This is a genomic window from Glutamicibacter sp. GQ173 (assembly GCF_059759215.1).
Genome location: NZ_JCAXDT010000002.1, coordinates 286,835 through 311,861 on the forward strand (window position 1 = coordinate 286,835; position 25,027 = coordinate 311,861).

Sequence of the window (25,027 nt, forward strand, 5' to 3'; positions counted from 1 at the left end):
GACCCTATCCCAGCAAGCTATCAGGGGTGTAAATGCAAGCTAAATCACGTCGCCTGTGAAAACCTATGCTTATGCAAAATCCGCTCTTGGCACCCAGCGCCAACCCCTATCAATGGCCGGCATTCGACATTCTCACTGCCGAACACTATTTGGAAGCGGCCAAACTCGGCGCCGCAGAACAGCGCACCGAATTGCAGCTCATCATCGAAGAGCAAAGTGCACCCGACTTTGCCAACACGTTCCTGGCGCTGGAAGCCAGCGGAGAGGTGCTGCGCCGTTCGATGATGACCTATTTCAGTGTCCTTTCCGCCCATGGAACCGAACCGATCAGGGCCATCCAGACCGAAATGTCATCGATCTTCAGCGCCCAAGAAGACGCGATCTACCTAAATCAGGCCTTGTATTCGCGTTTACAAGCCGCAAATTGTTCAGGATTAGTTGGTGAAGACGCGCGCCTGGCCGAGCAAACGCTCAAGGCCTTCAGGCTGGCTGGCGCTGATCTGGATGAAGCCCAGAAACAGCAGCTGAAGCAGTTCAACGCACAGCTCTCCGAGCTCTCCAGCCAGTTCTCCAATCGCGTACTGGAAAACCAAAACGCCCATGCCGTCCACTTCGACTCGGCAGACGAGCTAGACGGCCTGTCGTCGCAGGCCCTCGAATCCGCCGCCCTGGCAGCAAAGCAGGCCGGCCATTCGGCAGGATATCTTCTGCCATTGGTCTCCCCGACGCAGCAGCCTGTTCTGGAGTCATTGACCAGCGGCGAAGCGCGGCGCAAGGTATTTGCCGCATCCATCACACGCGGGATCTCCGAAAACTCAACGCTCCAGCTGGCCGCAGATATGGCAAAGCTACGTGCCGAACGTGCAGCCCTGCTGGGTTTTGCAAACCACGCTGAAACGGTGCTGGCCCAAGCGACAGCACCATCAACCGCGGCAGTTGAACAACGCCTCGCGGAATTGACCAAGGCGGCCACTGCCAACGCGCGCAAAGAAGCTGAGGTGCTGGGCAGCATTGCCGGCCACGAAGTGCAGGCGTGGGATTGGAAGTTCTACTCCAACCAGGTTTTGCGTGAACAGTATGCCGTGGACTCCGAGTCGCTGCGCAACTACTTCGAACTTGATCGCGTGCTGGTCGATGGCGTTTTTGCCACCGCTACCAAGCTCTATGGGATCACCTTCGTTGAGCGTTTTGACCTGCCTGCCTATCACGATCAAGTTCGAGTCTTCGAAGTTTTTGATGCCGACGGAAGCCCGCTGGCGCTCTACACTGGTGACTATCTGGCCCGCGAGACGAAGAAGGGCGGCGCCTGGATGACCAGCCTTCGTGATGCCGCCTCCTATTTCAACGAACGTCCGATTGTCACCAACACCTTGAACATTTCGGCTCCTGCCCCTGGAGATCCGGTATTGCTCGCCCTGGATGAAGCCAATACGCTCTTCCACGAGTTCGGCCACGCCCTGCATGGCATGTTCTCCAACGGGAAGTACGCTTCGCTCTCGGGCACATCGGTCCCCCGGGATTTTGTTGAATTCCCCTCGCAGGTCAATGAGATGTGGGTACTGGATCAACAGGTGCTGCCCGGTTATGCCGTGCATCATCAGTCCGGAGAACAACTGGATGATGAAACCATTGCCAGGATCCTTGCAGCAGGACTGTGGGGACAGGGGTTTGCCACGACTGAGTATCTGGCAGCGAGCGTTCTGGACTGGGCTTGGCACACCATTAGCGCGGATACGGTCATTGATGATCCCGTGGCGTTCGAGCAGCAGGTCCTTGCTGAGGCCGGCTTTGATGCCGACATGATTCCGCCACGCTATCGGACCGGTTATTTCCAGCACATTTTTGCCAATGGCTACTCCGCTGGCTACTACTCCTACATCTGGAGCGAGGTGCTCGATGCCGACACTGTGCAGTGGTTCGAGGAAAATGGCGGCCTGATGCGCAAAAATGGTAATCGGTTCCGTGAGGAACTGCTCTCGCGCGGAAATACGCGCGACCCCCTAGAGTCCTACGAATTATTCCGCGGCCGCACCGCACGGGTAGAACCGCTGCTGCGCCGTCGAGGATTGGTGAACGCAGAATAATGACGACGATTGCCTCCGCACAGGAAGCACTGAGCCACTGGCATCAGGCACTAGCAGTTGCCACCGGCGGCAAGATCTTTACCACCCATGGGTGCTCGTGGGCCTGGCAGCCGGTGCGCAAGCGCCTGATCCTGCTGTTCCCCGAGCATCCCGAGCAAGCCGGGTTGCGCCCTGCGCTGGCCGAAGGCCACCGCCTGGGTGCCCGGCGGGTGGAAGCCTGGGTGAATTCCGGCGCCGACGCCGCCGAGCTGAAAGCCACCGGATTTTCCGACAATGCCCAGGTCTCCTGGCATGCCGGCCCGCTGGCGATCCCGATGGATCGCTGGGCCGGCAAGATCCGCCTGGGCAACAACGTGCCCGAGGCCGCCGGGGCGGATGCCGCCGAACTGAACGTGACCAACCTGTGGCGCGAAACCAGTTCGCAGCTTTCCAGCGGCCACCCGGCCCTGCGCCGCGTCGAGCACGCCCTGGCGCGCACCGATGAGGGCGAGATTGTCGGGCGCGGTTTTGCCCAGCAGGGTTTGGGCGGGCAGCTGATGGTGCACTCGCTGGCCGTGGGCAAGGAGCACCGCCGCCACGGCGTGGGCACCGCGCTGCTCCATGGGCTCTCGCGCTCGATGATCAACCCGCTCTCACCGCCCGATGAGGAAGTCCCGCAGGAGCTGCTGGCCGCGGCCACGCCATCCAGCGCCGATTTCTTCAGCGCCAACGGGTTGAAGCTGCTGGGCCGCGGGCGCCATATGGTGCTTCGCTCCTGGAACCAGTAGCGGGCTGTCCAACCTGCAAAAGCAGCGAGCCGGCCACGGGAAACCTCCCGTGGCCGGCTCGCTGCTTTTAGCACTCCGCGTTCAACACCGGGTCATGAGGCCCGGCGCACCCGATAGACCAAACGCGCAAAAGGTCCTGCTTGCCTCGCCTCGGCCAGTTCCAGCCGGTCGCTGCCAATGTTCCTCGGCAGCAACGGCGCCCCGCCGGCCAAGGCCGCGGGCGCGATGGTCAGGGCCAAAGTATCGATCGCATCGATATCGAGGAATTGGCCGAGCAGTTCTCCCCCGCCGAGCACCCAGATGTTCTTCTCTCCCGCCGCGCCGCGGATCTGGGGCAGCACCCCGGCAACCGGGCCATTGACCAGGCGCACGTCGGCCCCTTCCGGGATCGGCAGCTCGCGCGAGGTGAACACATAGGTGGTGATTCCCGGGTAGTAGTCCTGCCACTTGTCAGGGTTCTCGATGAGCCGTTCATGCTCGAGCAGCCACAGGTAGGTGGAGGCGCCTTCCACGTGGACGCCGACGTTGCCAGGCAGCAGATCCGGGTCGGGTTCCTGCGCTCCGGGAACCTCGAAAAGCCACTGCAGGCTGTGGTTTTCATCGGCCAGATAGCCGTTCAGCGTGACGGCCGCGTCGAAAATGATCTCGCTCATGGGCTTCAGTCTGCCACAGCCGCGTGTCGGCTCGAGCTGGCCGTGGCGGATGATCCTGCGTACTCGGCTCCGACGCTCACGCCGCGGAGCAATTCCAGGGCATCGGCACTAGAACTGCCCGGCTCTGGCAGCTAGGTCGTGAAAGTCATCCCGGAGGTGGACTGCACCGCGAGAACCTCGTAGCCGATCGCCATCTTCCCCGCCACAGGGTGGACCATGCGCTAGGTGCCACTAATGTGCAGGAATTGAAGTCCGCGGCAGCTGCATCAAGACTGAAAAGCACGGGCCCGCCCACCGGAATTCGGTGGCACGGACCCGTGCTTTTCGCTGTGCAGTGATTACCAGCCGCGCTCCGAAAGGCGGTGAGGCACTGGCACGTCGGCGACGTTGATGCCGACCATGGCTTCGCCCAGGCCGCGGGAGATCTTGGCCAGCTCGTCAGGGTTGTCGAAGAACGTGGTGGCCTTCACGATGGCTTCGGCGCGCTGCACCGGGTTGCCGGACTTGAAGATGCCCGAGCCGACGAACACGCCGTCTGCGCCCAGCTGCATCATCATCGCGGCGTCAGCCGGAGTGGCAATGCCGCCCGCGGTGAACAGCACTACTGGCAGCTTGCCGGTGTGCGCAATTTCCTTGACCAGCTCGTATGGTGCCTGCAATTCCTTGGCGGCAACGTACAGCTCGTCTTCTGGAAGGGCAGCGAGCTTGGCGATCTCGGCGCGGATCTTGCGCATGTGCCCGGTGGCGTTCGAGACATCGCCGGTGCCTGCTTCGCCCTTGGAGCGGATCATCGCAGCACCTTCATTGATGCGGCGCAGGGCTTCGCCCAGGTTGGTGGCACCGCAGACGAATGGCACGGTGAATGGCCACTTGTCGATGTGGTTCTCGTAGTCAGCTGGGGAGAGCACCTCGGACTCGTCGATGTAGTCCACACCCAGGGACTGCAGGATCTGCGCCTCGACGAAGTGGCCGATGCGGGCCTTGGCCATCACCGGGATGGAGACCTCGGCAATGATGCCATCGATCATGTCCGGGTCGCTCATGCGCGATACGCCGCCCTGGGCACGAATATCTGCAGGAACACGCTCCAGAGCCATGACTGCTACGGCACCGGCATCTTCAGCGATGCGGGCCTGCTCGGGAGTGACCACGTCCATGATGACGCCGCCCTTGAGCATTTCGGCCATTCCGCGCTTGACGCGATCCGAACCGACGACGGAGTTCTGAGTGTTAGACATGGGAGAGCTGATTTCCTTTCGGCAAAGCTAAACTGCCGCCAGAATTCCCGGCCTGTGTTGCTACAGAGCCGATCGGCGGCGGAAAGTACTCAATAATCGTAGGATCTGCCCACTTTATTACCGCGCGTGTGTCGTAACATTGTTACGATAGTAGACTTCTCCACTGGTTAGCGTCGACGGCGTAACATTCGGAGCTTTGCATTGCGCCTTATCAGCAGGTGTTTTTGCGAAACGCGGGTGCGCTGGGCCAATCCCCCGCCAAGGGACACAAAGCCGGTTCGTGGATCCCATGCACGCGCGAAGCACAGCGCTGTTGAGGCTTCAGTGCGACGCCCGTCCTCAGTATCTAGGCGCCCAGGACATCTCGGTGGTTGAACCGGGCCATGCCGGCCGCCGCGAGCACAAGGGATATCAGCACGAGCACCACCAGCGGGGTCCAGCTCAATTCCTCTGCCGGGACGCGCGCGATGGCGCCGAAGGGGGTCAAGCGGATGGCATCTTGCGACAGCGAGAAGATCCCGCCGAACATGGCCGCCATCGCCGACAGCCCGTAGACGGACCAGGTGATCGCTGTGGTGAGGCGCGGAAGGAAGCCGAAGGCCAGCAGCTGCAGGCCCAGCATCGACAGTACTGCCGGCCAGAATGCGAGGCAGGCACCGGCCAGCTGCCCTGGATCCCCTGCTCCTTGGGAGGATGCACCGGTCAGGGCCCCGGCAAGCAGCAGCATCAGCCCCGAGCCAAGCACCGCTATCAACAGGTGGGCGCCGAGCCACCAGCCGCGGGACAAGGCCCCGGCAAGCTGCTGTTCGAGCCGGCCGCTCTCTTCCTCGCTGCGCGCTGCACCCAGGCACTGGATGGCAAAGGCTGCGGCCAGCAAAGCATTGAACGCCACGAAGATGCCAAGCACCCCGTCGAGCATGCTGTGCCCGGTGCCCACAAAATTGCGGGCAAAGGGATTCTCGGGATCCAGCAGCGTGCCCATGGACCGTGCGACAGAGCCGAAGAACAGCCCGGACACCGCAGCGCCGATGAACCAGCCGATCAGCGAAGATCGCTGCAGGCGCAGCGCCAGTCCCAGCGCCGTCGTGGTGAAGGGCCCGGCAAAGGCAGCTGACCGGCGTTCGGGCAAAATGCCCGAGCCCAAATCCCGCGAGCTGTCGATGCGCAACGCCACGAGGCAACCGGCAGCGCCCAGGACGGCCAAGGCCATCAGCGGCCACCAGTTGTCCTCGCCGTAGGCGCGCATGTTCTGCGCCCAGCCAATGGGCGAGAACCAGCTCAGCGCACTGGGGGCCATGCCCTCAGCCTGCAGATCGGCTCCCGCGCGGATGAAGTAGAACAGGCCGATCAGTGCCACTGCCAGCGAGTTCGCTCCACGGCTGGTCGAGGCGAGCTGGCCGCAGATGGCCGCCAATCCGGTGAAGGCCAGGCCGGTGCCGGCGATCGAGGCGCCCATGATCCAGCTGCCGGCCGCCGGCAGCGCAACCGACAGGCACAGCAGGCTGATGAGCAATCCGGTCAGCAGGCACAGTCCTGCGGAGACCAGATAGTTCGCTGTCGGGTAGGCGTGGCGTCCCAGTGCCGTGGCGCGCAGCAATTCGGTGCGCCCTGCTTCCTCTTCGGCGCGGCCATTGCGGGTGACCAGGAAGACCACGGCGAAGGCCAAAGCCACGGCCAGCGTCATCCAGATCTTGATGACCAGAATGCCTCCCAGCGAACCCGCGGCGTAGGGCAGGCCGGTCATGGCAGCCACGGCCGGGGTGTTGGCCACCTGGGCATAGGCATCGCGCGCTTGCTGCGTGGGGAAAGCCTGCTGCTGGGAGTCGTAGACAATCGGAATCATCGATGCCAGCACCAGTGCCCAGAGGCCCAGGCGCAGCCAATTGCGGCGAAGGATGAACCATGCGGCTATCCCGACGCCGGACAGCGTGCTGGTGCCGCGGGCCGAGGTGGCCGGTTGCCCCAGGTTTTCTGCCGCAGCATGGCGCCCACGTGCGGTGCCCGTAGTCATCGCAGCTCACCTCCCCGGGCAGCCACCGGTGTTGGCTCCTGGTCCGAGTAATGGCGCAGGAACAGGTCCTCCAGCGATGGCGGGGTGCTGACCAGGTTGCGTGGCGAATACTGCGCCAAGGCCGCAAGAACTCCGGGCAGCTGCTCCGGGTCGACGCTGAAGCTCGCCGTGGTGCCCGAGAGCTTGAAATCCTCGATGCCCTCAACTGCCGCAAGGCTGGCCGCGGCACCGGAGACTTCAACGGTGACTTCGGTGCGCTGCAGGTGGCGCAGATCGGAGAGGCGGCCAGCCTCAACGGTCTGCCCGTCGCGGATGATGGTCACGGTATCGCAGAGCTTTTCTACTTCGGCGAAAATATGGCTTGAGAGCAGCACGCTGCGCCCCTCTGCGGCGGCTTCGCGGATGCAGGAAGTGAAGACCTGCTCCATCAGCGGGTCCAGGCCCGAGGTCGGCTCATCGAGCAGCAGCAGTTCTGCCCGCGAGGACAGCGCGGCGATCAGGGCGACCTTCTGGCGGTTGCCCTTGGAATAGCTGCGGGCTTTCTTGGAGGGATCAAGGTCGAAGCGTTCAAGCAGCTGGCTGCGGCGTTGTTCATCGACCTGCCCGTGCAGCTTTGACAGGATGCTGATCGCCTGTCCCCCGGTGAGGTTGGGCCAGAGGTTCACCTCGCCCGGGACATAGGCCACGCGGCGGTGCAGGGCCACCGCATCGGCCCAGGGGTCGGCGCCGAGCATCCGGGCTGTTCCCCCGTCGGCCTTCAGCAATCCCAGCAGGATGCGGATGGTCGTGGATTTTCCCGCGCCGTTGGGCCCCAGGAACCCGGCAACCTGGCCGGTGTCCACTCGCAGGTCCAATCCTGACAGGGCGGCGGCGCGCCCGAAATTCTTGTGCAGTCCGCTCACTTCAATGGCCTGCTTGGTGGTGGCCATGGTGTGCTCCTTACCGGGGTTCGGCAGTTCCCGCGGATCCCGCGGGCGGGACGTCGGCTGCGCCGGAGGCCAGGTACTCGTTGAGGTAGGCCGGGCCGGTGAACAGCCCTTCGGAATAGAGTTCCAGTGTTGGCAGGGCAACTTGCGCATAGTATTCCTGCATCACGGTGGCGAAGTCTTCTGGATCATGCGGCGGGTTCAGCGCGAAGTGCAATACCAGCGCACCCAGGGATTGCAGGACCAGAAAGCGTGCCCTCGCCGGCTCATTGCGGCTGGGGACGATCAGCCCGCGCGAAACGGCCCGATCCAATAAGGCGAGCGCCTCTTCGACCAGGTGGCCGGTGAACTGCGTCCCCGCCTGCGCGCCGTCGCGCACCGAGCGCAGAATGTACAGAATCAGTACCCCGCCTTCTCTGGAGCTGGGCAGATTGCTGAACACCTGCTGGGGACTGGCCGCCAGGGAATCCTCTTTCATGCGGCGGTAGCGCTCGAGCACTGTGGCGTCGCATTCTGCCCACAGCGCCTGCTTGGACCCGAAGTGGTGGCGCACGAGTCCCGCGGTGACGTTGGCACGCGTTGCGATCGCCCGCAGGGATACATCAAATCCCTGCGCGGCGAAGGCCTCGATTGCCGCATCGCGCAACCTGGCCCGGCCTGTCAGATCCTGCTCAGCTGTACTCACGTATAGGAGGCTACGCCTGTGTATAGCGGTTGGCAATGGGTATTTTTGGCCCAGTTCCGCCGGCCCGGTTCCGCGTTCGCCGACCCGTTCAGCTTCCCGCCCCGACGGGCGGGATCGACAGCAATAATCCGGCGCTGAGAAGTTGTTCCTTGATATTTTCGTTCATCCCGAGCTCTGGAATCGCTCCGCCGAAGTGCCACCGGTGATGCTCTGCTTGCGCCCGGAGGTTCTGCAAATTCCTGCAATGCAGGGCCGTGGGATGCTCGGGGAAGCTGCCCAGCAGCAGCGTTCCGCGGCTAAAGCCCCGATTAACCGCCGCCTCAAGGGTCAGGGCAGTATGGTTCAAGGTTCCCAAATCCGGGCGGGTGACGACCACGAGGCGAGCATCCACCGCGCTGGCAAGATCCGCGATATTCGCGCCTTCCGGGTTCAGGGTGACAAGCAGTCCCCCGGCGCCCTCAACCAGGACCGTGTCATATTCTGCGGCGAGCCTGCGAATCCGTTCGCAATGCTCAGCGAGCCCGGGAAGCGCCTGGACCGCGCCCTGGCCTCCGGCCACCAGCGCTGCATCCACCGGGGCCATGGGCTCGCGCAGCCGCACCCCTTCTGCGGTGCTCAACCGCTCTGGATCATCCAGCCATGCTGCAATGTTCCGGACATCGCCGGGTTCGCTTTCCTGCACTCCGGTTTGCGTTGGCTTGTAGATGGCCACGGCGCGTCCTTGGGCCAGCTCCCGGGCCGCCAGGGCCGCCGTTGCGACGGTTTTTCCCACATCGGTGCCGGTCCCTGAAATGACATGGATCATGCGCTGGCGCTCCCGGTTTTCCTGCTCCGGGTGATGACCGCTTCGGGTGCCTGGAAGGAAATAAGGTAGCGCCAGCGGGGGCTCGGATCGCTGAGCTCGATGCCAGGCAGCACTGCTGCGGCCTGTTGAACCACCACCCCGGTTTCCATCCGGGCAAGGCCTGCGCCGAGGCAGCGATGCAGCCCCTGCCCGAAGACTAGGGAATCGTCGCCCGAGGCGGCCACGTCCCCGCCGGAGAGGCGAAGCAGCAGCTCGTCCCCGGCAGCGAAGCTGTGGCCAACAAGAGAAATATCGCGCAGTGCGATACGGCGCCAGGTGGGCACGGAGGATGCCCGCAGCAGCACCTCGTGCACCACGCGTTCGCTGGCTGAAACTCCGCCGTCCGCCGCGGCGCAGCTGGACCAGTGCCCGTCGCGCATGGCGGTGAACAGGGCACTTTGGATAAGCATTGCGGTGGTCTCCTGGCCGGCGATCCCCAGGAAATAGGCCAGCGAGACGATGCGGGCGCGATCCACCCCGGCGTGGTGCAGGGCGGAATAGAGGTTGCCGTCATCGCGGGTTGTGGCCTCTTCGACGGACCTGCGAAGCCACGCATGGTACGCAACCGCGCTGTGCGCCAGCTCCTGCTGCCGATGGGCTCCGGGCCAGCCCCAGAACAATTCCAGCGAGTCCTTGCTCCAGGCCTTGAGCTGGTCGAGGGGCGGCAGCGGTGTTCCGGTCATCCGCGCCATCACCTCTGGCGGGATGACGGCGGCGAGTTCGTTGGCGAGGTCCAGTTCTTCACCCAGCTGATAGCGGCCGCGCAAGTTCAGGCACAGTTCGCGGGTGCGCTGGGCGATAAACTCGCGCTGCGCAGCAACCTTTGCGGGGCTGAAGAATCCGGCAACCACCTTCCTGACGGCACGGTGCCCGGCACCGGAGGCACTGGCCAGCACCGGCGGCAGGGCAAAGCGCCCACGGGCAAGGATGCGCAACGTGGCAGGTTCCAGGTCCACCGCCGCCTGCAGGGCGTTGGCAGGAGTGAATTCCTCGGCATGGCGCAGGATCTCTCGGACCAGTTGGGGATCCTCGATGCTGCGATAGCGTTCGCTGATCCGCGGCGGGAGCACCTTCTCCAGCGGCTGGGCCAGCGGGGCCGCGCTGGTGGCCGAAGGTTCGGGAGCCAGAGATGTTCGGGCGAAAGGGCAGTTCATGATTCCACGTCGCTAATGATTCGGGCCATAACCTTCAGGGCTGTGGCAAGCTCGGCAGGGTCTTGCTGCGCATGGGCGGCCAGGCGCAGACGCGAGATTCCATCGGGAACACTCGGCGGCCTGAAACAGGAAACTGCGATGCCGTGTTCGCGCAGCAGCGCTGCGGCCAAGAAGGCCTGCTGCGGGGATTTCATGCGCACCGATTGCACCGCGCCAGCGGCCTGCTCAACCCGGCCAGCCAGGTTCTCCTCGGCATTCAGCAAGCTCCGGATCATCAGGGCGTTGGCTGCGAGGCCTGAGATTCTTTCCCCGGTGGCCAGCTCCAGCGCCGCATGGGCGGCCGCCGCGGCGGCCGGGGCCAGGGCCGTGTCGAAGATGAAGGTGCGGGCGGTATTGAGCAGGTGCTCGCGCCACAATTCGGCCCGGCTGCCGCCGAAGAGCACCGCTCCGCCCTGGGCCCCGAGCGCCTTGGACAAGGTGGCGGTGACCAAGACGTTCTCCGCCTGGGCCAGCCCGGCAGCGTTCACGGCCGAACCGGCCGGCACGGTGGCCAGCGAGTGAGCCTCGTCAATGATCAGCAGGGCGTTGTACTGCGCGCACAGTTCGGCCAGCTGTTGCAGCGGGGCGGCATCGCCGAGCACCGAGTACACCGACTCCACCACCACAACCACCCGGGGCTTCGGGGCGGGCGATTGGGCGTTGGCCTGCAATTTGGCGCGCGCGTCATCGAGGTTGTTGTGTTCGAAGCGTGCAGTGCCCGCCCCGGAAAGCCTGGCCCCGTCGATCAGGCTCGCGTGGGCGTGGGCGTCGAGCAACATCAGGCTGCCGGGACCGCCCAAGGCGCCCAGCAGGCCCAGGTTCGCGCAGTATCCGCTGGAGAATACCAGTGCCTGGCTCCGGCCGGTGTACCGGCTGAGCTCCGCCTCCAGCTCCCGGTGGATCTGCCAGGTTCCACTGGCTACGCGGCTGGCCGTGGCTCCGGCGCCCAGACAGTTGATCGCACCGATGGCCGCCTGGCGCACCCGTGGATGCGAACTGAGCCCCAGATAGTCATTGGACGCCAGGTCGAACAGTGCGTGGCGCGAGTTGTCGCTGCGCTGCATGTCCCTGGCGGTGCGCACTGCGGACCGGGTGCGCAGCCAAGCGTCCCAGCTCGCGGTGGTGGCAAGGGTTGTCATCTCAGCCTCCGTGGACCTGGTCGATGGCGCCGTACAGCGCGTCGCCCAATTGCTGCAGCTGGCCGTCGGTGCAAATGTAGGGAGGCATGACATACACCAGGTCCCGGAAGGGCCGGACCCAGGCGCCGCGTTCGACCGCGGCGGCAGTCAGCGCTGCGACCTGGACGGGTTGGTGCAGCTGGATCACCCCGACCCCGCCCAGCACGCGCACCGCTTTGACCTGCGGCAGGGTGCGTGCCGGCGCCAGCGAGCCGCGCAGCCCGCGTTCCAGCCGCGCCACCTGCGATTGCCAGGGTACTGGCCGCTCCGGCGCGCCGGAGCCGAAATCCGTGGCCGGGCCGGCTCCGGTGAGCAGGTCCAGCGAGGCGATGGCGATGGCGCAGGCCAGCGGGTTGCCCATGAACGTGGGGCCGTGCAGCAACGCCGACGCACCGCGCGCGGCGGCCAGCGCCTGGGCCACGCGCCCCGAGCAAAGCATGGCGGCCAGCGACAGGTAGCCGCCGGTCAGCGCCTTGCCCACGCACATGATGTCCGGCTCCACCTGGGCATGCTGCACCGCAAACATCCTTCCGGTGCGCCCGAACCCCGTGGCGATCTCGTCGGCGATCAGCAGCAGGCCGTGTTCATCTGCAATCTCGCGCAACAGCGCAATGGCCTGCGGCGGGTAGATGAACATGCCGCCGGCGCCCTGCAGGACCGGTTCGACAATGATGCCCGCCAGTTCATGCGCATGGGCCGCCGCGATGCCCCGTGCCCCGGATGCCCAGGCGTCGAATTCCCCTTGGTCATAGATCCAGTTGCCGTCCGCCGTGCGCTCTGCGGCGGGCGGGCGGGGCAGAAATAGCTGCTCGCTGCACAGCGGCGCGAAGGCCGAGTGCATGCCATCGACCGGGTCGCAGACGCTCATCGCGGCAAAGGTGTCCCCGTGGTAGCCTCCGCGCAGCGCCAGGAAGCGCTGTCGTCCAGGGGCTCCGCAGGCCTCCTGGTACTGCAAAGCGAGCTTCAGCGCCACCTCGACGCTGATGGATCCGGAGTCGGCCAGGAACACATGGCGCAAATTCTGCGGGGTAATGGCCACGAGCCGTTCGGCCAGCTCGATCGCCGGTTCGTGGGTCAGGCCCCCGAACATGACGTGGCTGAATTTCTCGATCTGTGCGTGCGCCGCGGCGTCTAGGACCGGGTTGCGGTAGCCGTGCACCATCGACCACCAGGAAGCCATGCCATCCACGACCCGGTGCTCGGTGTCGGCGCGATCGTGCAGCAGGAGTTCTGCACCCTGCGCGCCCTTTACCGCGTAGTGCGCTCCCGCGTCCACGGGCGCATAGGGGTGCCAGAGCAGCCCCGCATCCCTGTCCAGCAGGTTTTCGGCCAGGGTTTTCACGCGTTGGGCCCTTCCATGGTGCCAGCTCCGCGGCGGCGCAGCACTGGTTCGCGCCCGGCCGCGGCCCCGCAGCCTGCCGCCCCTGATTGAGCCGGTGCGCATCCGGTTCCGCAGCCGCCGGCGCGTTCTTCTTCGGCGGGGGCCGGAGGTGCGGCATGAGCGGCGTCCTGCAAGCGGCGGGCCACCTCGGACGGGCTGGTGGACTCTTGCCCCAGGACAACAAAGCCCGCGTCGGCAATCATCTGCAGGTCCTTGGCCGCGCCCTGGCCTTCGCTGGTGAGATAGTCGCCAAGGAAAATCGAGTTGGCGGCTTCCAGTGCGGTGGACTGCAATGAGCGCAGGTGCATCTCGCGGCCGCCGGCAATGCGCAGCTCCTTGTCCGGACAGGCCATGCGCACCAGTGCGAGGATGCGCAGGCAGGCCATCGGGGTCAGCAGCCAGGTGCCCTGCATCGGGGTGCCGTCGAAAGGCATGAGGAAGTTGACCGGGATGGATTCGGAGCCCAGATCACGCAGCGCGAAGATCGCTTCCACCAACTGCTCGGGTGTTTCCCCCAGGCCCACGATGAGCCCGGAACAAGAGGAGAGTCCCGCGGACTGGGCCTGTTCCACCGTCTTGACCCGATCCTGGTAGCTGTGCGAGGTGCAGATCTCAGGGTAGAGGGATTCGGAGGTGTTCAGGTTGTGGTTGTAGGCGTCGGCCCCGGCGTCCTTGAGCCTGGCGGCCTGGCCGTCCTTGAGGATGCCCAGGCAGGCGCAGACCTCGACCTGCGGGTGCTCGTCCTTGAGCTGTTCGACCATCGTGGCCACCCGGTCCACATCGCGGTCGGTCGGCCCCTTGCCGGAAGCGACCATGCAGACCCGCGAGGCGCCGCCGGCAATGCCGAATCCGGCTTGGGCCACCGCTTCATCGGGTTTGAGCCAGGTGTATTTGAGGATCTCGGCGGTGGATCCTAGGCGCTGCGAGCAGTAGGTGCAGTCTTCGGGGCAAAGGCCGGACTTGAGGTTGACCAGGTAGTTGACCTTGACGGTGTTCCCGAAGTGCTGGCGGCGCAGGATTCCGGCAGCGCAGATCAATGGCATCGTGGCGGAATCAGGTGTTGCGAGAATGCCCAGGGCTTCGGATTCGGTGATGCGGTGTCCGGCGAGGATCTTTTCTGCGAGCTGTCCGGGATCCAGTCGGTTCTCCCCCGGCGCTTGGGCAGGGCTTGCGATGTTCAAGTTCATGGGTGCCTTTCCATCCAGTACACCGTGAGCCTGCCTGGGCCTGCGAGTCTTCTCCGGACCCGGACGACTCTTGAACGGTGTTCAATTCCTATTGGATACACACCCTACACCCTGATCAGCATGTTCTTGAACACTGTTCAGTGATGTGTCGTGGAGCTCCTGCATCAACCCGCGTTCCCAGCGCCACGGCACCACTTGCCTTCCTCCTGATTACGGGCAGCAAAAAGCGCGTTGCCGGCCAGAATGATTCTGGCCGGCAACGCGCTCATTGATCTTTGGGTCCGCCAGATCAGGCGGTGCGATCAAGGCAGGTTCGCCTCACTGGTTCCAGGCTGCGGCAATTGCGTCGCGCACCTCGGACAGCGTCTGGGGAATGGCCTTGGTCTGCGCGATGATCGGGAAGAAATTCCCGTCCCCGCTCCAGCGTGGCACCACATGCTGATGCAGGTGGGCAGCGATGCCAGCTCCCCCGGCTTCGCCCTGGTTCATGCCCAGGTTGAAGCCCGATGGGTTGGACACCTTGCGCAGCACCCGCATGGAGTGCTGGGCCAGGGCCGCCATTTCCGCCGTTTCCTCCACCGTGATGTCGGTGTAGTTCGGCACATGGCGGTACGGGCAGATCAGCAGGTGGCCCGGGTTGTACGGGAAGAGGTTCAGGATCACGAAGCAGGTTTCCCCGCGATGCACGATCAGCGCCTCTTCATCCGTGCGCTGCGGACCGGCGCAGAACGGGCAGCTGGCCTCGTCCTTGACCTGGTCCTGCCCGCCCTTGATGTAGGCCATGCGATAGGGAGTCCACAGCCGCTGGAACGAATCCGGCACTCCGGCGAGTTCAAAGTCGTCGGTGACGGACTGGTCTGCTTGCTCCTGCATGCTCAATGGACTCCCTATCCCCTGCTAGTTGCTGTTATCGCGGCTCTTGATGGCTTCAACGATGCGGGCTACCGCCTCGTCGACAGGAACCTGGTTCTCCTGGCTGCCATCGCGGAAGCGGAAGGACACGGCATTCGCATCGGCATCCTCGCCACCGGCGATGAGCACAAACGGAATCTTGTCCTTGGACGCGTTGCGGATCTTCTTCGGGAAGCGATCCGAGGAGTCATCCAGTTCCACGCGGACACCCTGCGCCTTGAGCTTCGCGACAACCTCGGAGAGGTAGTCGTTGAAGGCCTCGGCCACCGGGATGGCGCGAACCTGCACCGGCGAGAGCCAGGCCGGAAAAGCGCCTGCGTAGTGCTCGGTCAGCACTCCGAGGAAGCGCTCGATGGAGCCGAACTTGGCGGCGTGGATCATCACCGGTTCCTGGCGGGAGCCGTCGGCAGCCTGGTACTCCAAGCCGAAGCGCGCCGGCTGGTTGAAGTCGTACTGCACGGTGCCCATCTGCCAGGTGCGGCCGATGGCATCCTTGGCCTGGACCGAGATCTTCGGACCGTAGAAGGCGGCTCCACCCGGGTCGGCAACCAGCTCGACGCCGGTTTCGGTGGCAACGCGCTCCAGCACGGCGGTGGCTTCTTCCCACTGCTCGTCCGAGCCGATGAACTTGTCCGACTCGGGGTCGCGGGTGGACAGCTCCAGGTAGAAGTCGTCCATGCCGAAGTCCTTGAGCAGGGAGAGCATGAAGTTCAGCAGATGCTCGACTTCGGCTGGTGCCTGCTCCTTGGTGACGTAGGAGTGCGAATCGTCCTGGGCAAAACCGCGCACGCGGGTCAGGCCGTGGACCACGCCGGACTTCTCGTAGCGGTAGACGTGGCCGAACTCGAACAAGCGCAGCGGAAGTTCGCGGTAGCTGCGTCCGCGGCCGCGGAAGATCAGGTTGTGCATCGGGCAGTTCATGGCCTTCAGCCGGTATTCCTGGCCCTGCTTGGTGATGTTGCCATCTTCATCGCGCTCTTCATCGATGTGCAGCGCCGGGAACATGGTGTCCGCGTAGTACGGCAGGTGGCCCGAGGTGTGGAACAGCCCATCCTTGGAGATGTGCGGGGTACCCACGTACTGGAAGCCTTCTTCCACGTGGCGGTCGCGCACGTAGTCTTCCATCTCGCGCTTGATGATGCCGCCCTTGGGGTGGAACACCGGCAGGCCCGAACCCAGCTCATCCGGGAAGGAGAACAGATCCAGCTCGGCACCGAGCTTGCGGTGGTCGCGGCGCTCGGCCTCGGCCAGGCGCTCCTGGTAGGCCTTGAGGTCTTCCTTGGTCGGCCAGGCGGTGCCGTAGATGCGCTGCAGCTGCTTGTTCTTCTCGCTGCCCAGCCAGTAGGCGGCGGCTGAACGGGTCAGCGCGAACGCGTTCTTGATCAGCTTGGTGTTCGGCAGGTGCGGGCCGCGGCACAGGTCCTTCCACACGATGTCGCCGGACTTGCGGTCGACATTGTCGTAGATGGTGGTTTCGCCGGCGGCCACCTCAACGGTGACGCCCTCGCCCGAGGTGTCCGCGGAGTCGGCCTTGGCCAGCAGCTCGCACTTGTAGGGCTCGTTGGCCATTTCAGCCTTGGCTTCTTCCGGCGACACCTCGCGGCGCGCAAAGAGCTGGTTCTGGTTGACGATCTTGAGCATCATCTTTTCCAGCTGCTTCAGATCTTCGGGGGTGAACGGCTCGGCGACGTCGAAGTCGAAGTAGAAACCGTCGGTGATGTATGGGCCGATGCCCAGCTTGGCATCGGGGCGCAGCTGCTGCACAGCTTGGGCCATCACGTGGGCAGTCGAGTGACGCAGCACCTCCAACCCTTCTGGGTCGGTGATGGTGACACGGGTGACGGTGCTACCGGCTTCCAGTTCGCGGGCCAGGTCGCGCAATACGCCGTCGACGTGCATGACAACCACGTCTTTCTGCTCGGCGTAGTGCTGCAGACCGGTTGTTCCCGCGTCCACCTGTACCTGCTCGCCATCGATGGTGAGAGTCAGCTGCTCGCTCATGAGATCGGGTTCTACCTTTCAATCTGGGATGGCTTCATAGCTTGTGGCATACCTTGGCCACAGCCAGCCAGAATCCAGTTTAGTTCAGCACCCCGCCCGAGCGCGCGTTCACTTCGGGTTTTGCGATGATTGCTGGCCTGCATGTGACTCGTTCAACAGCGATTCGGCATTGAGCAAGGTCATCACGTGCCAGATTTCGCGGTCCCCTGCCGGCTGGGAGCTGTGGACCTTGCCATCCTCCAGGTCCTTCCGGAACGCCGGGATGACCTTCTCCAGGCGGCGGATCAGCTCGCGCATTTCATCCATGGTGAGCATCAGGTCACTGGTCATCATGCGGGCCTTGGCCTCGCCGGCTTCTTCGCCGGAATAGTGGCGTCCGCCGTGGACCATGGCGGCATGCAGGCGCCGCTGCTCGTCATTGATGACCTGCCCGAGATAGGCACCCATGGCCATGCCGGATGGATCGTCTTCCCGCTCCCCCACCTCGCCGGTGGTGTACGCAACGGCAGCCGACTTCCAAACCCGGTCGCGCTTGTCCCGTGCGAGCTCCGGGACCTCGACAATCATCTCGGCCTTGGCTAATTCGCGCAGGTGGAAGCTGATCTTGTTCGCCGGTATATCCAGCACCTGTGCCATGTCCGCCGCGCGGGCCGACCCCATGGCCGATAGCGTATTGAGAATCTGCCGGCGCAGCGGGTTGGCAATCGCCTTAAGCATTGGCGTAGTGAACGTGACCAGCGACTCGTTATTGCTCATGTGGACAGCTTAGCAATCCCCCAAATAAAGTTGCGCAAATTCTATTGCGCAACTTTATTTGCGGACTTACAGTGGATTCCATGACCACAACCCAGCCCAGCGGCCGCCCAGAGAACGCGGCGATTGACGCAAGCCCATTGCCCCCGTTGCGTGCGCAGCGAAATTACCGCAGGTGGTTGCTGGCGGACTCCTCGGCGCTGCTTTCGGGCGGCATCTATGGGTTCATCTTCCCCTTGATGCTGCTGGCAGCCACCGGCTCGCCGGTACTGGCCGGATCCTTGGCTGCGCTGGGGATGGCAGCCAGGGCCAGCGTCATATTGGCCGGCGGCGCCATGGCGGACCGCACCGACAAGGCCCGGATGATCGTGATCGGGAGCTTGTGCGGCGCAGCGGTGACCACGGCCTTGGCCCTTGGCATCGGCTCTGGTTCGCTGCCGGTTCCCCTGTTATGCCTCGCCCATGTCCTGATGGAATTGCGCGGCGGATACTTTGGCTCAACAACCAATGCCGCCCTCAAGGATCTGGTGCACCCGAAACAGCTCGGCCGCGCGATGGCTGCCAACCAAGGCCGCGACTCGGTGCTGATGCTCGGCTCCGCTCCCCTTGGCGGTGTCTTGCTCGGATTCGGCGGTGGCATTGCCCTGCTTGCCGTCACTGTCCTGAATTTGATCGCTGCGGCCAGCGGGTTTGCTCTGCGCCGGCCGCTGCGAGCCGCACAGCAATCCTTCCGGGAACGAGGCGAGGCCGGCACCGGCGGCGAAGAGAAAGTTGCGCACGGAATTCTGGCCGGCATGCGCTGGTGTTTTTCCCGCCCGCAACTACGAGCGCTGCTGATTTTGATTACGGTCGTCAACATCGGCGTCAACGGGTTGATGACCACTCTGATCTATGGGCTGGAGCAGCGTTCGGAAGCTCCGTGGATCATTGGGCTGGCATCGACGTGCATGGGCGCTGGAATGCTGATCGGCTCGCTGGCGGCAACCTCGCTCATTGAAAAATTCCGCAGCGGGCTTCTGGCCTGCAACTGCCTCACTCTTCTTGGCGCCGCCATGCTCCTCATCGGGTTTAACACGAACCTGTTGTGGATGGGCTCCATGCTGTTGCTCAGTTTCCTGAGCGTCCCTGCGCTCAACGCCGCAGTCGGCGGATACTTCATGGCATGCGTCCCCCAGGACATGTCCGGGCGAGCGAATTCCTTGATTACCTTCATGGCCCTGGCCGCCTTGCCTTTGGCACCGCTGGCCACCGGGCTCGGCCTGGAGTGGGTTGGCATGGGCCCAACACTCATCTTTTTCGGAGCATTGGTTTCCTTGGCTGCCATCTTGGCCTGGCTTTCGCCACAGGTCCGAGGGATCCCTCGCCCCGAACATTGGGCTCCTGCCGCATCTCCAGCACCGCCTGAACGCGCCAGTTCCGATGGCTCCCCAGAAGTCCCCGCCCCAGCGGCACCCACCGAATAGGAGTACCCGACGTGACTTCCGATCCCACTGCACCCGGTGAATCCCGGCTCAAGCGATCAGCTCTCAAACGCATGTTCAGCAGCGAAAAGCGTTACCGCCATGCTTCTGCGTTGGAGCGCCAGAACAACGATGAGGTTGCCCGAATGAGGCACCAAGTGCTGCGCAATGAGCAATGGATCTATTTATAGGGACGCAGGAAAAGTCTTGAAAGATCCTCTAATCCATGGCTTTCATTTTCAACCGCTCCTACCCTAGGAATATGAACAAGCCGGCCCCACCCGTCATCAGCGCCATTACCCTCGGCGTGCGCGATGTCGGCGCTTCCACCAAGTTCTACACCGAGGGCCTGGGGTTTGAGCTGGTGCAGCCAGCCCACCCGGAAATCGCCTTTGTCCGCGCCGGATATGGCTTGATGCTCGCCCTGTGGGACGTGAAACAGATGCCCAGCGAGTACGGCGATGTCGGGCACGGCCCGTTGGCACCGCCGATCTCGCTTGGACATAACGTGCACTCGGATGCGGAAGTGGATCACCACTACCGGCGAGCGCTTGAGGCGGGAGCAACGTCGATCACCGAGCCCACCGTGCAGCCTTGGGGCGGCAAGAGTGCCTGCGTGGCCGATCCGGATGGCTTCCGCTGGGATTTTGTGCATAATCCGTCGTTTGTCATTGATGCCGACGGGCATGTTTCCTCGGTTTGAGAATTGTCAGTCTTCAGTGATGTTCGTTGATGGTTTCCGCTCAGGCCAGGGTTCAGCGGTAAGCGACGGCCACTGGGATAACCACCGTTTGGTCTTGGCTTCATACACGTCCCGGGGCGCGAGCACTGGGTTCGGGATGATCCTCCGGGCGAATAGATCTGCAAATCCGTACGGCGCATAGGTGCTAATCTGCCCATTCGCATCGCTAGTGACTGCGAAGCAGCAGGTTTTCGCTGCGAAATGATCGATGGCGTCCGTGACGCTGGCGAATGGAATAGCTGGAACCCCGAAGTGTTCTTCGTACCAAATGTGGACGCGTGCTTCATTGCGGACTTCGATTTCTGCGTCGATGTCTTTGAAGAGTTCTCGCGCGAGGCGTATGACTGCGTCTTCCGCCTCATAGGATGTATCTTCGTCGAAGTAGAAGAAGTCGTAGTCGCGAATCCCGTTTTGAGGATCTTTGCCTTCCAGTACGTTCCAAACCGTTTGGAATAGCGCACCTGCAGTGAGCCACCAGTCGGAGAGGCCGAGCTGCGGTGCGAGCTGGAGTATCTGCTTGTTGACGGGGTTTGCTTGAACGTACTTTAGGAAAAGTTCTTCATCGGATGTATCCACAGTCATGCCTTGCGTCGCTGGATTATGAATTTCGCTTTCCCTTCGAGGTAGCCGCGGCGATCTTGGAGCTGGCGAGCCGCTAGCCGTTCTTTGAGCTGTTGGTAGGCTGCCCTCTCCTCGGGATTAGTCCGCAGGTGGTTTCTGAAGTCGAGGTAGTGCGCCCATTCGGTCTGCCCATAGGCGATGAGATGGGCATTGATGAGCCTGATGTTTGTTTGGATCTCGAATCCGTACATCGTATCTGGGCGTAGGTTGTCCGCTTCTCCCCTGTAGATGAATCCGTGCTCAAGCAGCCAGCGATGCAGTTCTTCGCTGTTTGCCTCGGGGACGATTCCGATGATGATGTCCAGGATGGGCTTTGCCTTTAGTCCTGATACGGCGGTGGAACCGATGTGTTCGATTACCTTGACACCTGCTGGCATGTCGCCGTGCAGTATCTGTTGCAATTGCGTGAAGGCTTGTTCCCATTGAGGCGAATGGTTGGCTAGGCGTACTTCGTCCCTGTGTAGTCCGAGTTCTTTGCCGGTCAGCGCATGGACGAGCTTCGGGTTGAGTTGCAGAGGCTTATCGGCGCGCATTCGGCTGGCCTCTTCTCTGCGCTCGGTATCCATGGCTTCATCCTAGGTCAGGCTCCGCGCTGGTCCAGCCCTTCGGCGTTCATGCGCTTGGCGAGTTCTCCCAGGCTTTCCTTGCCGGGGACTGCGTTACCGAGTTTTGGCCGGTAGTTGGCTTGTGGGCGTGAAGCGTTGTCCAGGTATCCGGCCGCAGGCAGCGTTTCTGGCTGATGCAGGTCCCAGGCGTTGAGCGCTTGCAGGGAGATGCCACGTGGCCCGGTGCGCCGGGTGACCCCGTGGATGAGCAACATGCGGGTGGAGAAAAGCAGCGGCCCGGTGCGTTGCTGCGTGTCGTCGAAGAAGGTGGCGTCGATGCAGCCGGTGCCGTCATCCACGGAAATGAAGACCACGCGCTTGCCTCCGCGCATGGGAGGGGTCTGTGTGGCCACGCGTACCCCGGCGACCAGCACTTCGGTTCCGTTGCGCAAGTGCAGCAGCTCGGCCGCTTGGGTCATGGGCAGGTGCGCCAGGCGTTGCCGGTAGGAGGAGATCAGGTGCTCGCTGGCGTCCAAGTGCATCAGGTCCAGTTCGGTGCGCACTACTTCGGCTGGATCCAGCTGGGCTCCGTTGGCTTTGATGTGTTCGATTTTCCCGAGGTCCAGTGCCAGCTGTCCGGGTCCCGGTCGGTATTTGGCCGGAAGGGAGCTATGCGCCATGGATTGGGTATGGGCGATGGTGTCGGCACGGGAGGTTCCTGCAAGCAGGGAATCGAAGACTCCGAGGGCTGCAAGATTCTGGTAGGTGCGGCGCGAGAGTCCTGCGCGGGCTCGGACATCGGCCAGATGCTCATAGGGCTGGCCGGCAACCAGGCGTTCGACTTCGCGTTCGCTCATCTGGTGGATATCGCGGAAAGCCAGGCGGATTCCATAGCGTCCTGGGCGTAGTGAGCTGGGTGCGCGGGGCACCACTGGGAGCTTCGAAGGAGCAGATTCGAAAACTCGTTCGACTCGATAGTGCCCCGTGGAGCGGTTGATATCCAGCGGGAGGATGGGAACGCCCATTCTGCGTGCCTCGGAGACCAGCAGCCGCTTGGGATACATCCCCGGGTCGTGTTCCCAGATCCCGGCGAGGAAGGCCTCGGGGTGGTGGGCTTTGAGCCAGGCCGAATGGTAGGTGGGTACGGCAAAGGCAGCCCCGTGGGCCTTGCAGAATCCGAAGGAGCCGAAACCGGCCAGCACCTTCCAGACCTTGTCGATCGTCTCCTGGCTATAACCGCGCTTAGTTGCTTCGGTGCGCACGTAGCGTTCCACTGCTGGTTCCTTCTCCGGGTTGCCCAGCAGCCGCCGGTAGACATCGGCCATCCCCAGAGTGCAGCCGGTCATCACGTGCAGGATGCGCAGGATCTGCTCGTGGAAAACGGTGACCCCGTGGGTTTCGGCGAGCGCTGGCTTCAGGTCCGGGTGCAGGAACTGCTCGGGGGCGAATCCGTGGCGGTGTTCCAGGTAGGGCTTGACCATATTCGATTGCATGGGACCCGGGCGGAACAGGGAGATGTCGATGATCAGGTCGTTGAATTCGCGGGGGCCGAGCTTTCCGACCAGTTCGCGCTGCCCCGGGGATTCGATCTGGAAGCAGCCCAGTGTATGGGTGGAGCGGATCAATTCGAAGGTGGGTTCGTCATCCAGCGGCACCCTGGCCAGGTCGATCACTCCGGTGGCGGAGATGTAGCTGTCGTCGGCATGTCCGCCGGCGCGGGCCGCTTGCTCTTTGCTTGGGTGCAGGCGGGCGATCTCCTCGAGCGTGTAGGCGATGGCTGATTGCATGCGCACCCCGAGCACGTCGAGCTTGATCAAGCCCATTAGGTCCATGTCGTGCTTGTCGAATTGGCTCATCTGCAGCCCGATGCCCGAGGGCTGGACCGGGGTGCGGTCCAGCAGGCTCGCGTCGGAGAGGATCACCCCGCAGGGGTGCATGGAGATATGCCGGGGCAGCCGGTCCAGGCGTTCGGTGGCGTCGATGAGGATATCGAGCTGGGTGTCATCGGTGATGCGCTCGGCCAATGCCGCCAGTTCGGGCTTCTCGGTGAGCGCTTCGCGGAAGGAGGAGGCGGAGAAGCGCCAGAGCTGCTTGGCGATGTCGTCGATCTGCTCTTGTTCGATGCCCAGTGCGGATCCGGCATCGCGCACTGCGCCGCGAGCCCGGTAGGCGTTCTGCATGCTCATCAGGCTGACGCGCTCCTCTCCGTAGGTGGAGAAGATCTTGCGGTAGATCTCGTGGCGGCGCGCGGATTCCACGTCGATGTCGATATCGGGCAGAGTGGTTCGGGTATCTGAAAGGAAGCGCTCGAACACCAGGTCATGGGCCAGCGGGTTCACCTGGCTGATACCCAGCAGGTAATTCACCAGCGAGGAGGCCCCCGAGCCGCGGGCCGCAACACGCACCCCCATGTCGGTGATCAGCTTGACGGTTTCGGTGACGGTCAGGAAGTATCCGGCGAAGTCCAGCCGGTCGATCACCCCCAGCTCGAGGTCCAGCTGCTTCTCGATCAGGTTCCGGTCGGTGTCAGGCAGCAGGCGCGGGACCGCCGCATAGACTCGATCTGTGAGTTCCTGCTGGGCTGGGCGATAGAGTCCGATGATTTTTGCCTCGGGGATCACCGGCTTCTTCCACCCGAGGTCTGCGACGGGATCCAGTGCTGCCCACGCGGCGAGCTGTTCGGTATTGCGCAGCATCTGATGGGCCCAGATCCGCTCGGTGGCGTTGCCGATTTCGGTGGCAAGTTGCTGCATCTGCTGCGGGGTTTTCAGCCAGCCTTGCCCATTGGGCTGGCAAGAATCCAGGTTTTTCAAGCTGTGCAAGGTGCGCGCGGAGTCAATGATATCTGCGGTGACCGCCCCATCGGGGTCCACGTAGCGCACGGCATTGGTAAGCACGGCCTTGATCCCCCGCTCTTGGCCATAGCGCAGCAAGCGGGCTGCCTCGCCCAGGCTGTAGCGTGAACCGTGGGCGGAGAGGTAGGTGGTGATTTCCACCCGCAGCATCTTCCCCACCCGCTTTTTCCAGTCGGCCATGAGGGTGCGTGCCTGAGCGTATTTTCCCTTGAGGATTGCCCTGGCTACATCGGAGTCGCCACCGATCAGGATCATCAGGTTTCCCTCGCGGCCCAGTTCCCCAACCTGCTTGGCGCTCAGTCCCGGAACGCCGTGCGCGGTGCTGTGCGCGAGGGTGACCGCTCGGCATAACGCTGCGTAGCCAGCTCCTGCGCAACCGCCGCGAGCTAGCACGATGATTCTTGCCAGGGTTTCGCCGGCAGAGTCGAGCACCGCGAGGTTGGCACCGAGGATGGGTGCCAGCCCTTCTGCCATGCAGGCGGCGACGTGCTTGACTGCGCCATACAGCCCGTCACGGTCAGTGAGTGCCAGCATCTGCGCACCGTGGGCTTTGGCTGCTTGGGCCAAGGCGCGCGGGTGCGACACCCCGTAGTGGGCGCTATAGGAAGAACTGACGTTCAAATGGGTGAAGCTCATTGCGGTCCTTCGAATATATGTTCCCCTGCCTGCAGCTTAGGCGCTGCGGGCCAAGGAATCATGCACACGCACCAGTCGCCAGCGTTCGGCGTGCGCGTCAAAACTGAGGTCAACGCTGTGCACCTGCTGGGGTCCGCGCACCGCAACCAGTTGCAGTCGCCACATCTCATAGTCGGCGATTCCTGCGCCGATTCCGCGAGGAATCCGCAGGTTTTCATCCCACCACTTGCGGCGCTCGAACCAGCGCTGAGGCTCGGCAGCCAGGCGGTATTCCTGCCCCTGCCAGCTCACGCGCAACGGCATTCCGTTCGCTGCGCGGGCAACCTCGATTGACTCGGTGAACATCCCCACGTGT

General features: G+C 63.5%; 22 protein-coding genes. 5 read left to right on the forward strand and 17 right to left on the reverse strand.

Annotated features, from left to right (window positions below):
- Positions 1-71 precede the first annotated feature (71 nt).
- Together AC6CHO_RS05265 and AC6CHO_RS05270 are read left to right on the forward strand one after the other, a co-directional pair.
- A complete protein-coding gene (locus AC6CHO_RS05265; RefSeq protein ID WP_498214024.1) occupies positions 72-2,084 on the forward strand; it encodes a M3 family metallopeptidase in 2,013 nt (670 codons plus the stop codon).
- Positions 2,084-2,851: a GNAT family N-acetyltransferase gene (locus AC6CHO_RS05270; protein ID WP_060701695.1), complete on the forward strand. Its 768-nt coding sequence runs from the start codon at positions 2,084-2,086 to the stop codon at positions 2,849-2,851. Before AC6CHO_RS05265 ends, AC6CHO_RS05270 begins: the two co-directional genes overlap by 1 nt.
- 92 nt (positions 2,852-2,943) lie before the next feature.
- Here the strand turns inward: AC6CHO_RS05270 and AC6CHO_RS05275 are convergent, their stop codons facing one another.
- From AC6CHO_RS05275 to AC6CHO_RS05335, 13 genes are all read right to left on the reverse strand, one after another.
- Complete coding sequence (locus tag AC6CHO_RS05275; RefSeq protein ID WP_498214025.1) at positions 2,944-3,504, reverse strand: dihydrofolate reductase family protein; 561 nt, start codon at positions 3,502-3,504, stop codon at positions 2,944-2,946.
- A 338-nt stretch (positions 3,505-3,842) separates the two neighbouring features.
- Positions 3,843-4,742, reverse strand: coding sequence for a pyridoxal 5'-phosphate synthase lyase subunit PdxS (pdxS, locus tag AC6CHO_RS05280; protein WP_498214027.1), 900 nt, complete (start codon positions 4,740-4,742; stop codon positions 3,843-3,845).
- A gap of 346 nt (positions 4,743-5,088) precedes the next feature.
- Entirely contained in the window at positions 5,089-6,753 is a 1,665-nt protein-coding gene (locus tag AC6CHO_RS05285) for an ABC transporter permease (RefSeq protein ID WP_498214028.1), read from the reverse strand.
- The gene (locus tag AC6CHO_RS05290; protein ID WP_498214029.1) at positions 6,750-7,682 is read right to left on the reverse strand and encodes an ABC transporter ATP-binding protein; all 933 of its coding nucleotides are present in this window, start codon (positions 7,680-7,682) and stop codon (positions 6,750-6,752) included. The genes AC6CHO_RS05285 and AC6CHO_RS05290 overlap by 4 nt, the downstream gene beginning before the upstream one ends.
- A gap of 10 nt (positions 7,683-7,692) precedes the next feature.
- Entirely contained in the window at positions 7,693-8,364 is a 672-nt protein-coding gene (locus AC6CHO_RS05295; protein ID WP_498214030.1) for a TetR/AcrR family transcriptional regulator, read from the reverse strand.
- Between the two features lie 88 nt (positions 8,365-8,452).
- Positions 8,453-9,169 carry a dethiobiotin synthase gene (gene bioD / locus AC6CHO_RS05300; RefSeq protein ID WP_498214031.1) on the reverse strand — a complete coding sequence of 239 codons (717 nt, stop codon included), beginning with the start codon at positions 9,167-9,169 and terminating at the stop codon, positions 8,453-8,455.
- Entirely contained in the window at positions 9,166-10,362 is a 1,197-nt protein-coding gene (locus tag AC6CHO_RS05305) for a cytochrome P450 (RefSeq protein WP_498214032.1), read from the reverse strand. The genes bioD and AC6CHO_RS05305 overlap by 4 nt, the downstream gene beginning before the upstream one ends.
- Positions 10,359-11,540 carry an aminotransferase class I/II-fold pyridoxal phosphate-dependent enzyme gene (locus AC6CHO_RS05310; protein ID WP_498214034.1) on the reverse strand — a complete coding sequence of 394 codons (1,182 nt, stop codon included), beginning with the start codon at positions 11,538-11,540 and terminating at the stop codon, positions 10,359-10,361. The genes AC6CHO_RS05305 and AC6CHO_RS05310 overlap by 4 nt, the downstream gene beginning before the upstream one ends.
- Position 11,541: 1 nt before the next feature.
- Positions 11,542-12,921, reverse strand: coding sequence for an adenosylmethionine--8-amino-7-oxononanoate transaminase (gene bioA, locus AC6CHO_RS05315; protein WP_498214035.1), 1,380 nt, complete (start codon positions 12,919-12,921; stop codon positions 11,542-11,544).
- On the reverse strand, positions 12,918-14,147 hold the full coding sequence (bioB, locus tag AC6CHO_RS05320; RefSeq protein ID WP_498214036.1) for a biotin synthase BioB: 1,230 nt from the start codon (positions 14,145-14,147) through the stop codon (positions 12,918-12,920). The genes bioA and bioB overlap by 4 nt, the downstream gene beginning before the upstream one ends.
- Positions 14,148-14,465: 318 nt before the next feature.
- Positions 14,466-15,020, reverse strand: a complete 555-nt coding sequence (locus AC6CHO_RS05325; protein WP_060701712.1) for an HIT family protein — start codon at positions 15,018-15,020, stop codon at positions 14,466-14,468.
- A 24-nt stretch (positions 15,021-15,044) separates the two neighbouring features.
- Positions 15,045-17,060, reverse strand: a complete 2,016-nt coding sequence (thrS, locus tag AC6CHO_RS05330; protein ID WP_146275201.1) for a threonine--tRNA ligase — start codon at positions 17,058-17,060, stop codon at positions 15,045-15,047.
- A 108-nt stretch (positions 17,061-17,168) separates the two neighbouring features.
- Positions 17,169-17,816 (reverse strand): helix-turn-helix domain-containing protein, encoded by a 648-nt coding sequence (locus AC6CHO_RS05335; protein WP_444663721.1) that lies wholly within the window; start codon positions 17,814-17,816, stop codon positions 17,169-17,171.
- An 80-nt stretch (positions 17,817-17,896) separates the two neighbouring features.
- On the opposite strand from AC6CHO_RS05335, the gene AC6CHO_RS05340 reads away from it, so the two are divergent.
- From AC6CHO_RS05340 to AC6CHO_RS05350, 3 genes are all read left to right on the forward strand, one after another.
- Complete coding sequence (locus AC6CHO_RS05340) at positions 17,897-19,276, forward strand: MFS transporter (RefSeq protein WP_498214037.1); 1,380 nt, start codon at positions 17,897-17,899, stop codon at positions 19,274-19,276.
- Between the two features lie 11 nt (positions 19,277-19,287).
- Entirely contained in the window at positions 19,288-19,464 is a 177-nt protein-coding gene (locus AC6CHO_RS05345; RefSeq protein ID WP_498214038.1) for a hypothetical protein, read from the forward strand.
- A 71-nt stretch (positions 19,465-19,535) separates the two neighbouring features.
- Positions 19,536-19,976, forward strand: coding sequence for a VOC family protein (locus AC6CHO_RS05350; protein ID WP_146275203.1), 441 nt, complete (start codon positions 19,536-19,538; stop codon positions 19,974-19,976).
- Positions 19,977-19,982: 6 nt separating this feature from the next.
- On the opposite strand, the gene AC6CHO_RS05355 is transcribed toward AC6CHO_RS05350, so the two are convergent.
- From AC6CHO_RS05355 to AC6CHO_RS05370, 4 genes are read right to left on the reverse strand one after another with little or no spacing between them, the layout of a single operon-like run.
- Positions 19,983-20,591, reverse strand: a complete 609-nt coding sequence (locus AC6CHO_RS05355; protein WP_498214039.1) for a nucleotidyltransferase family protein — start codon at positions 20,589-20,591, stop codon at positions 19,983-19,985.
- A 2-nt stretch (positions 20,592-20,593) separates the two neighbouring features.
- Complete coding sequence (locus AC6CHO_RS05360) at positions 20,594-21,202, reverse strand: GrpB family protein (protein ID WP_498214040.1); 609 nt, start codon at positions 21,200-21,202, stop codon at positions 20,594-20,596.
- A gap of 14 nt (positions 21,203-21,216) precedes the next feature.
- Positions 21,217-24,672: a DNA polymerase III subunit alpha gene (locus AC6CHO_RS05365; RefSeq protein WP_498214042.1), complete on the reverse strand. Its 3,456-nt coding sequence runs from the start codon at positions 24,670-24,672 to the stop codon at positions 21,217-21,219.
- A gap of 36 nt (positions 24,673-24,708) precedes the next feature.
- On the reverse strand, positions 24,709-25,017 hold the full coding sequence (locus tag AC6CHO_RS05370; RefSeq protein ID WP_498214137.1) for a DUF6504 family protein: 309 nt from the start codon (positions 25,015-25,017) through the stop codon (positions 24,709-24,711).
- Between the last annotated feature and the right edge of the window lie 10 nt (positions 25,018-25,027).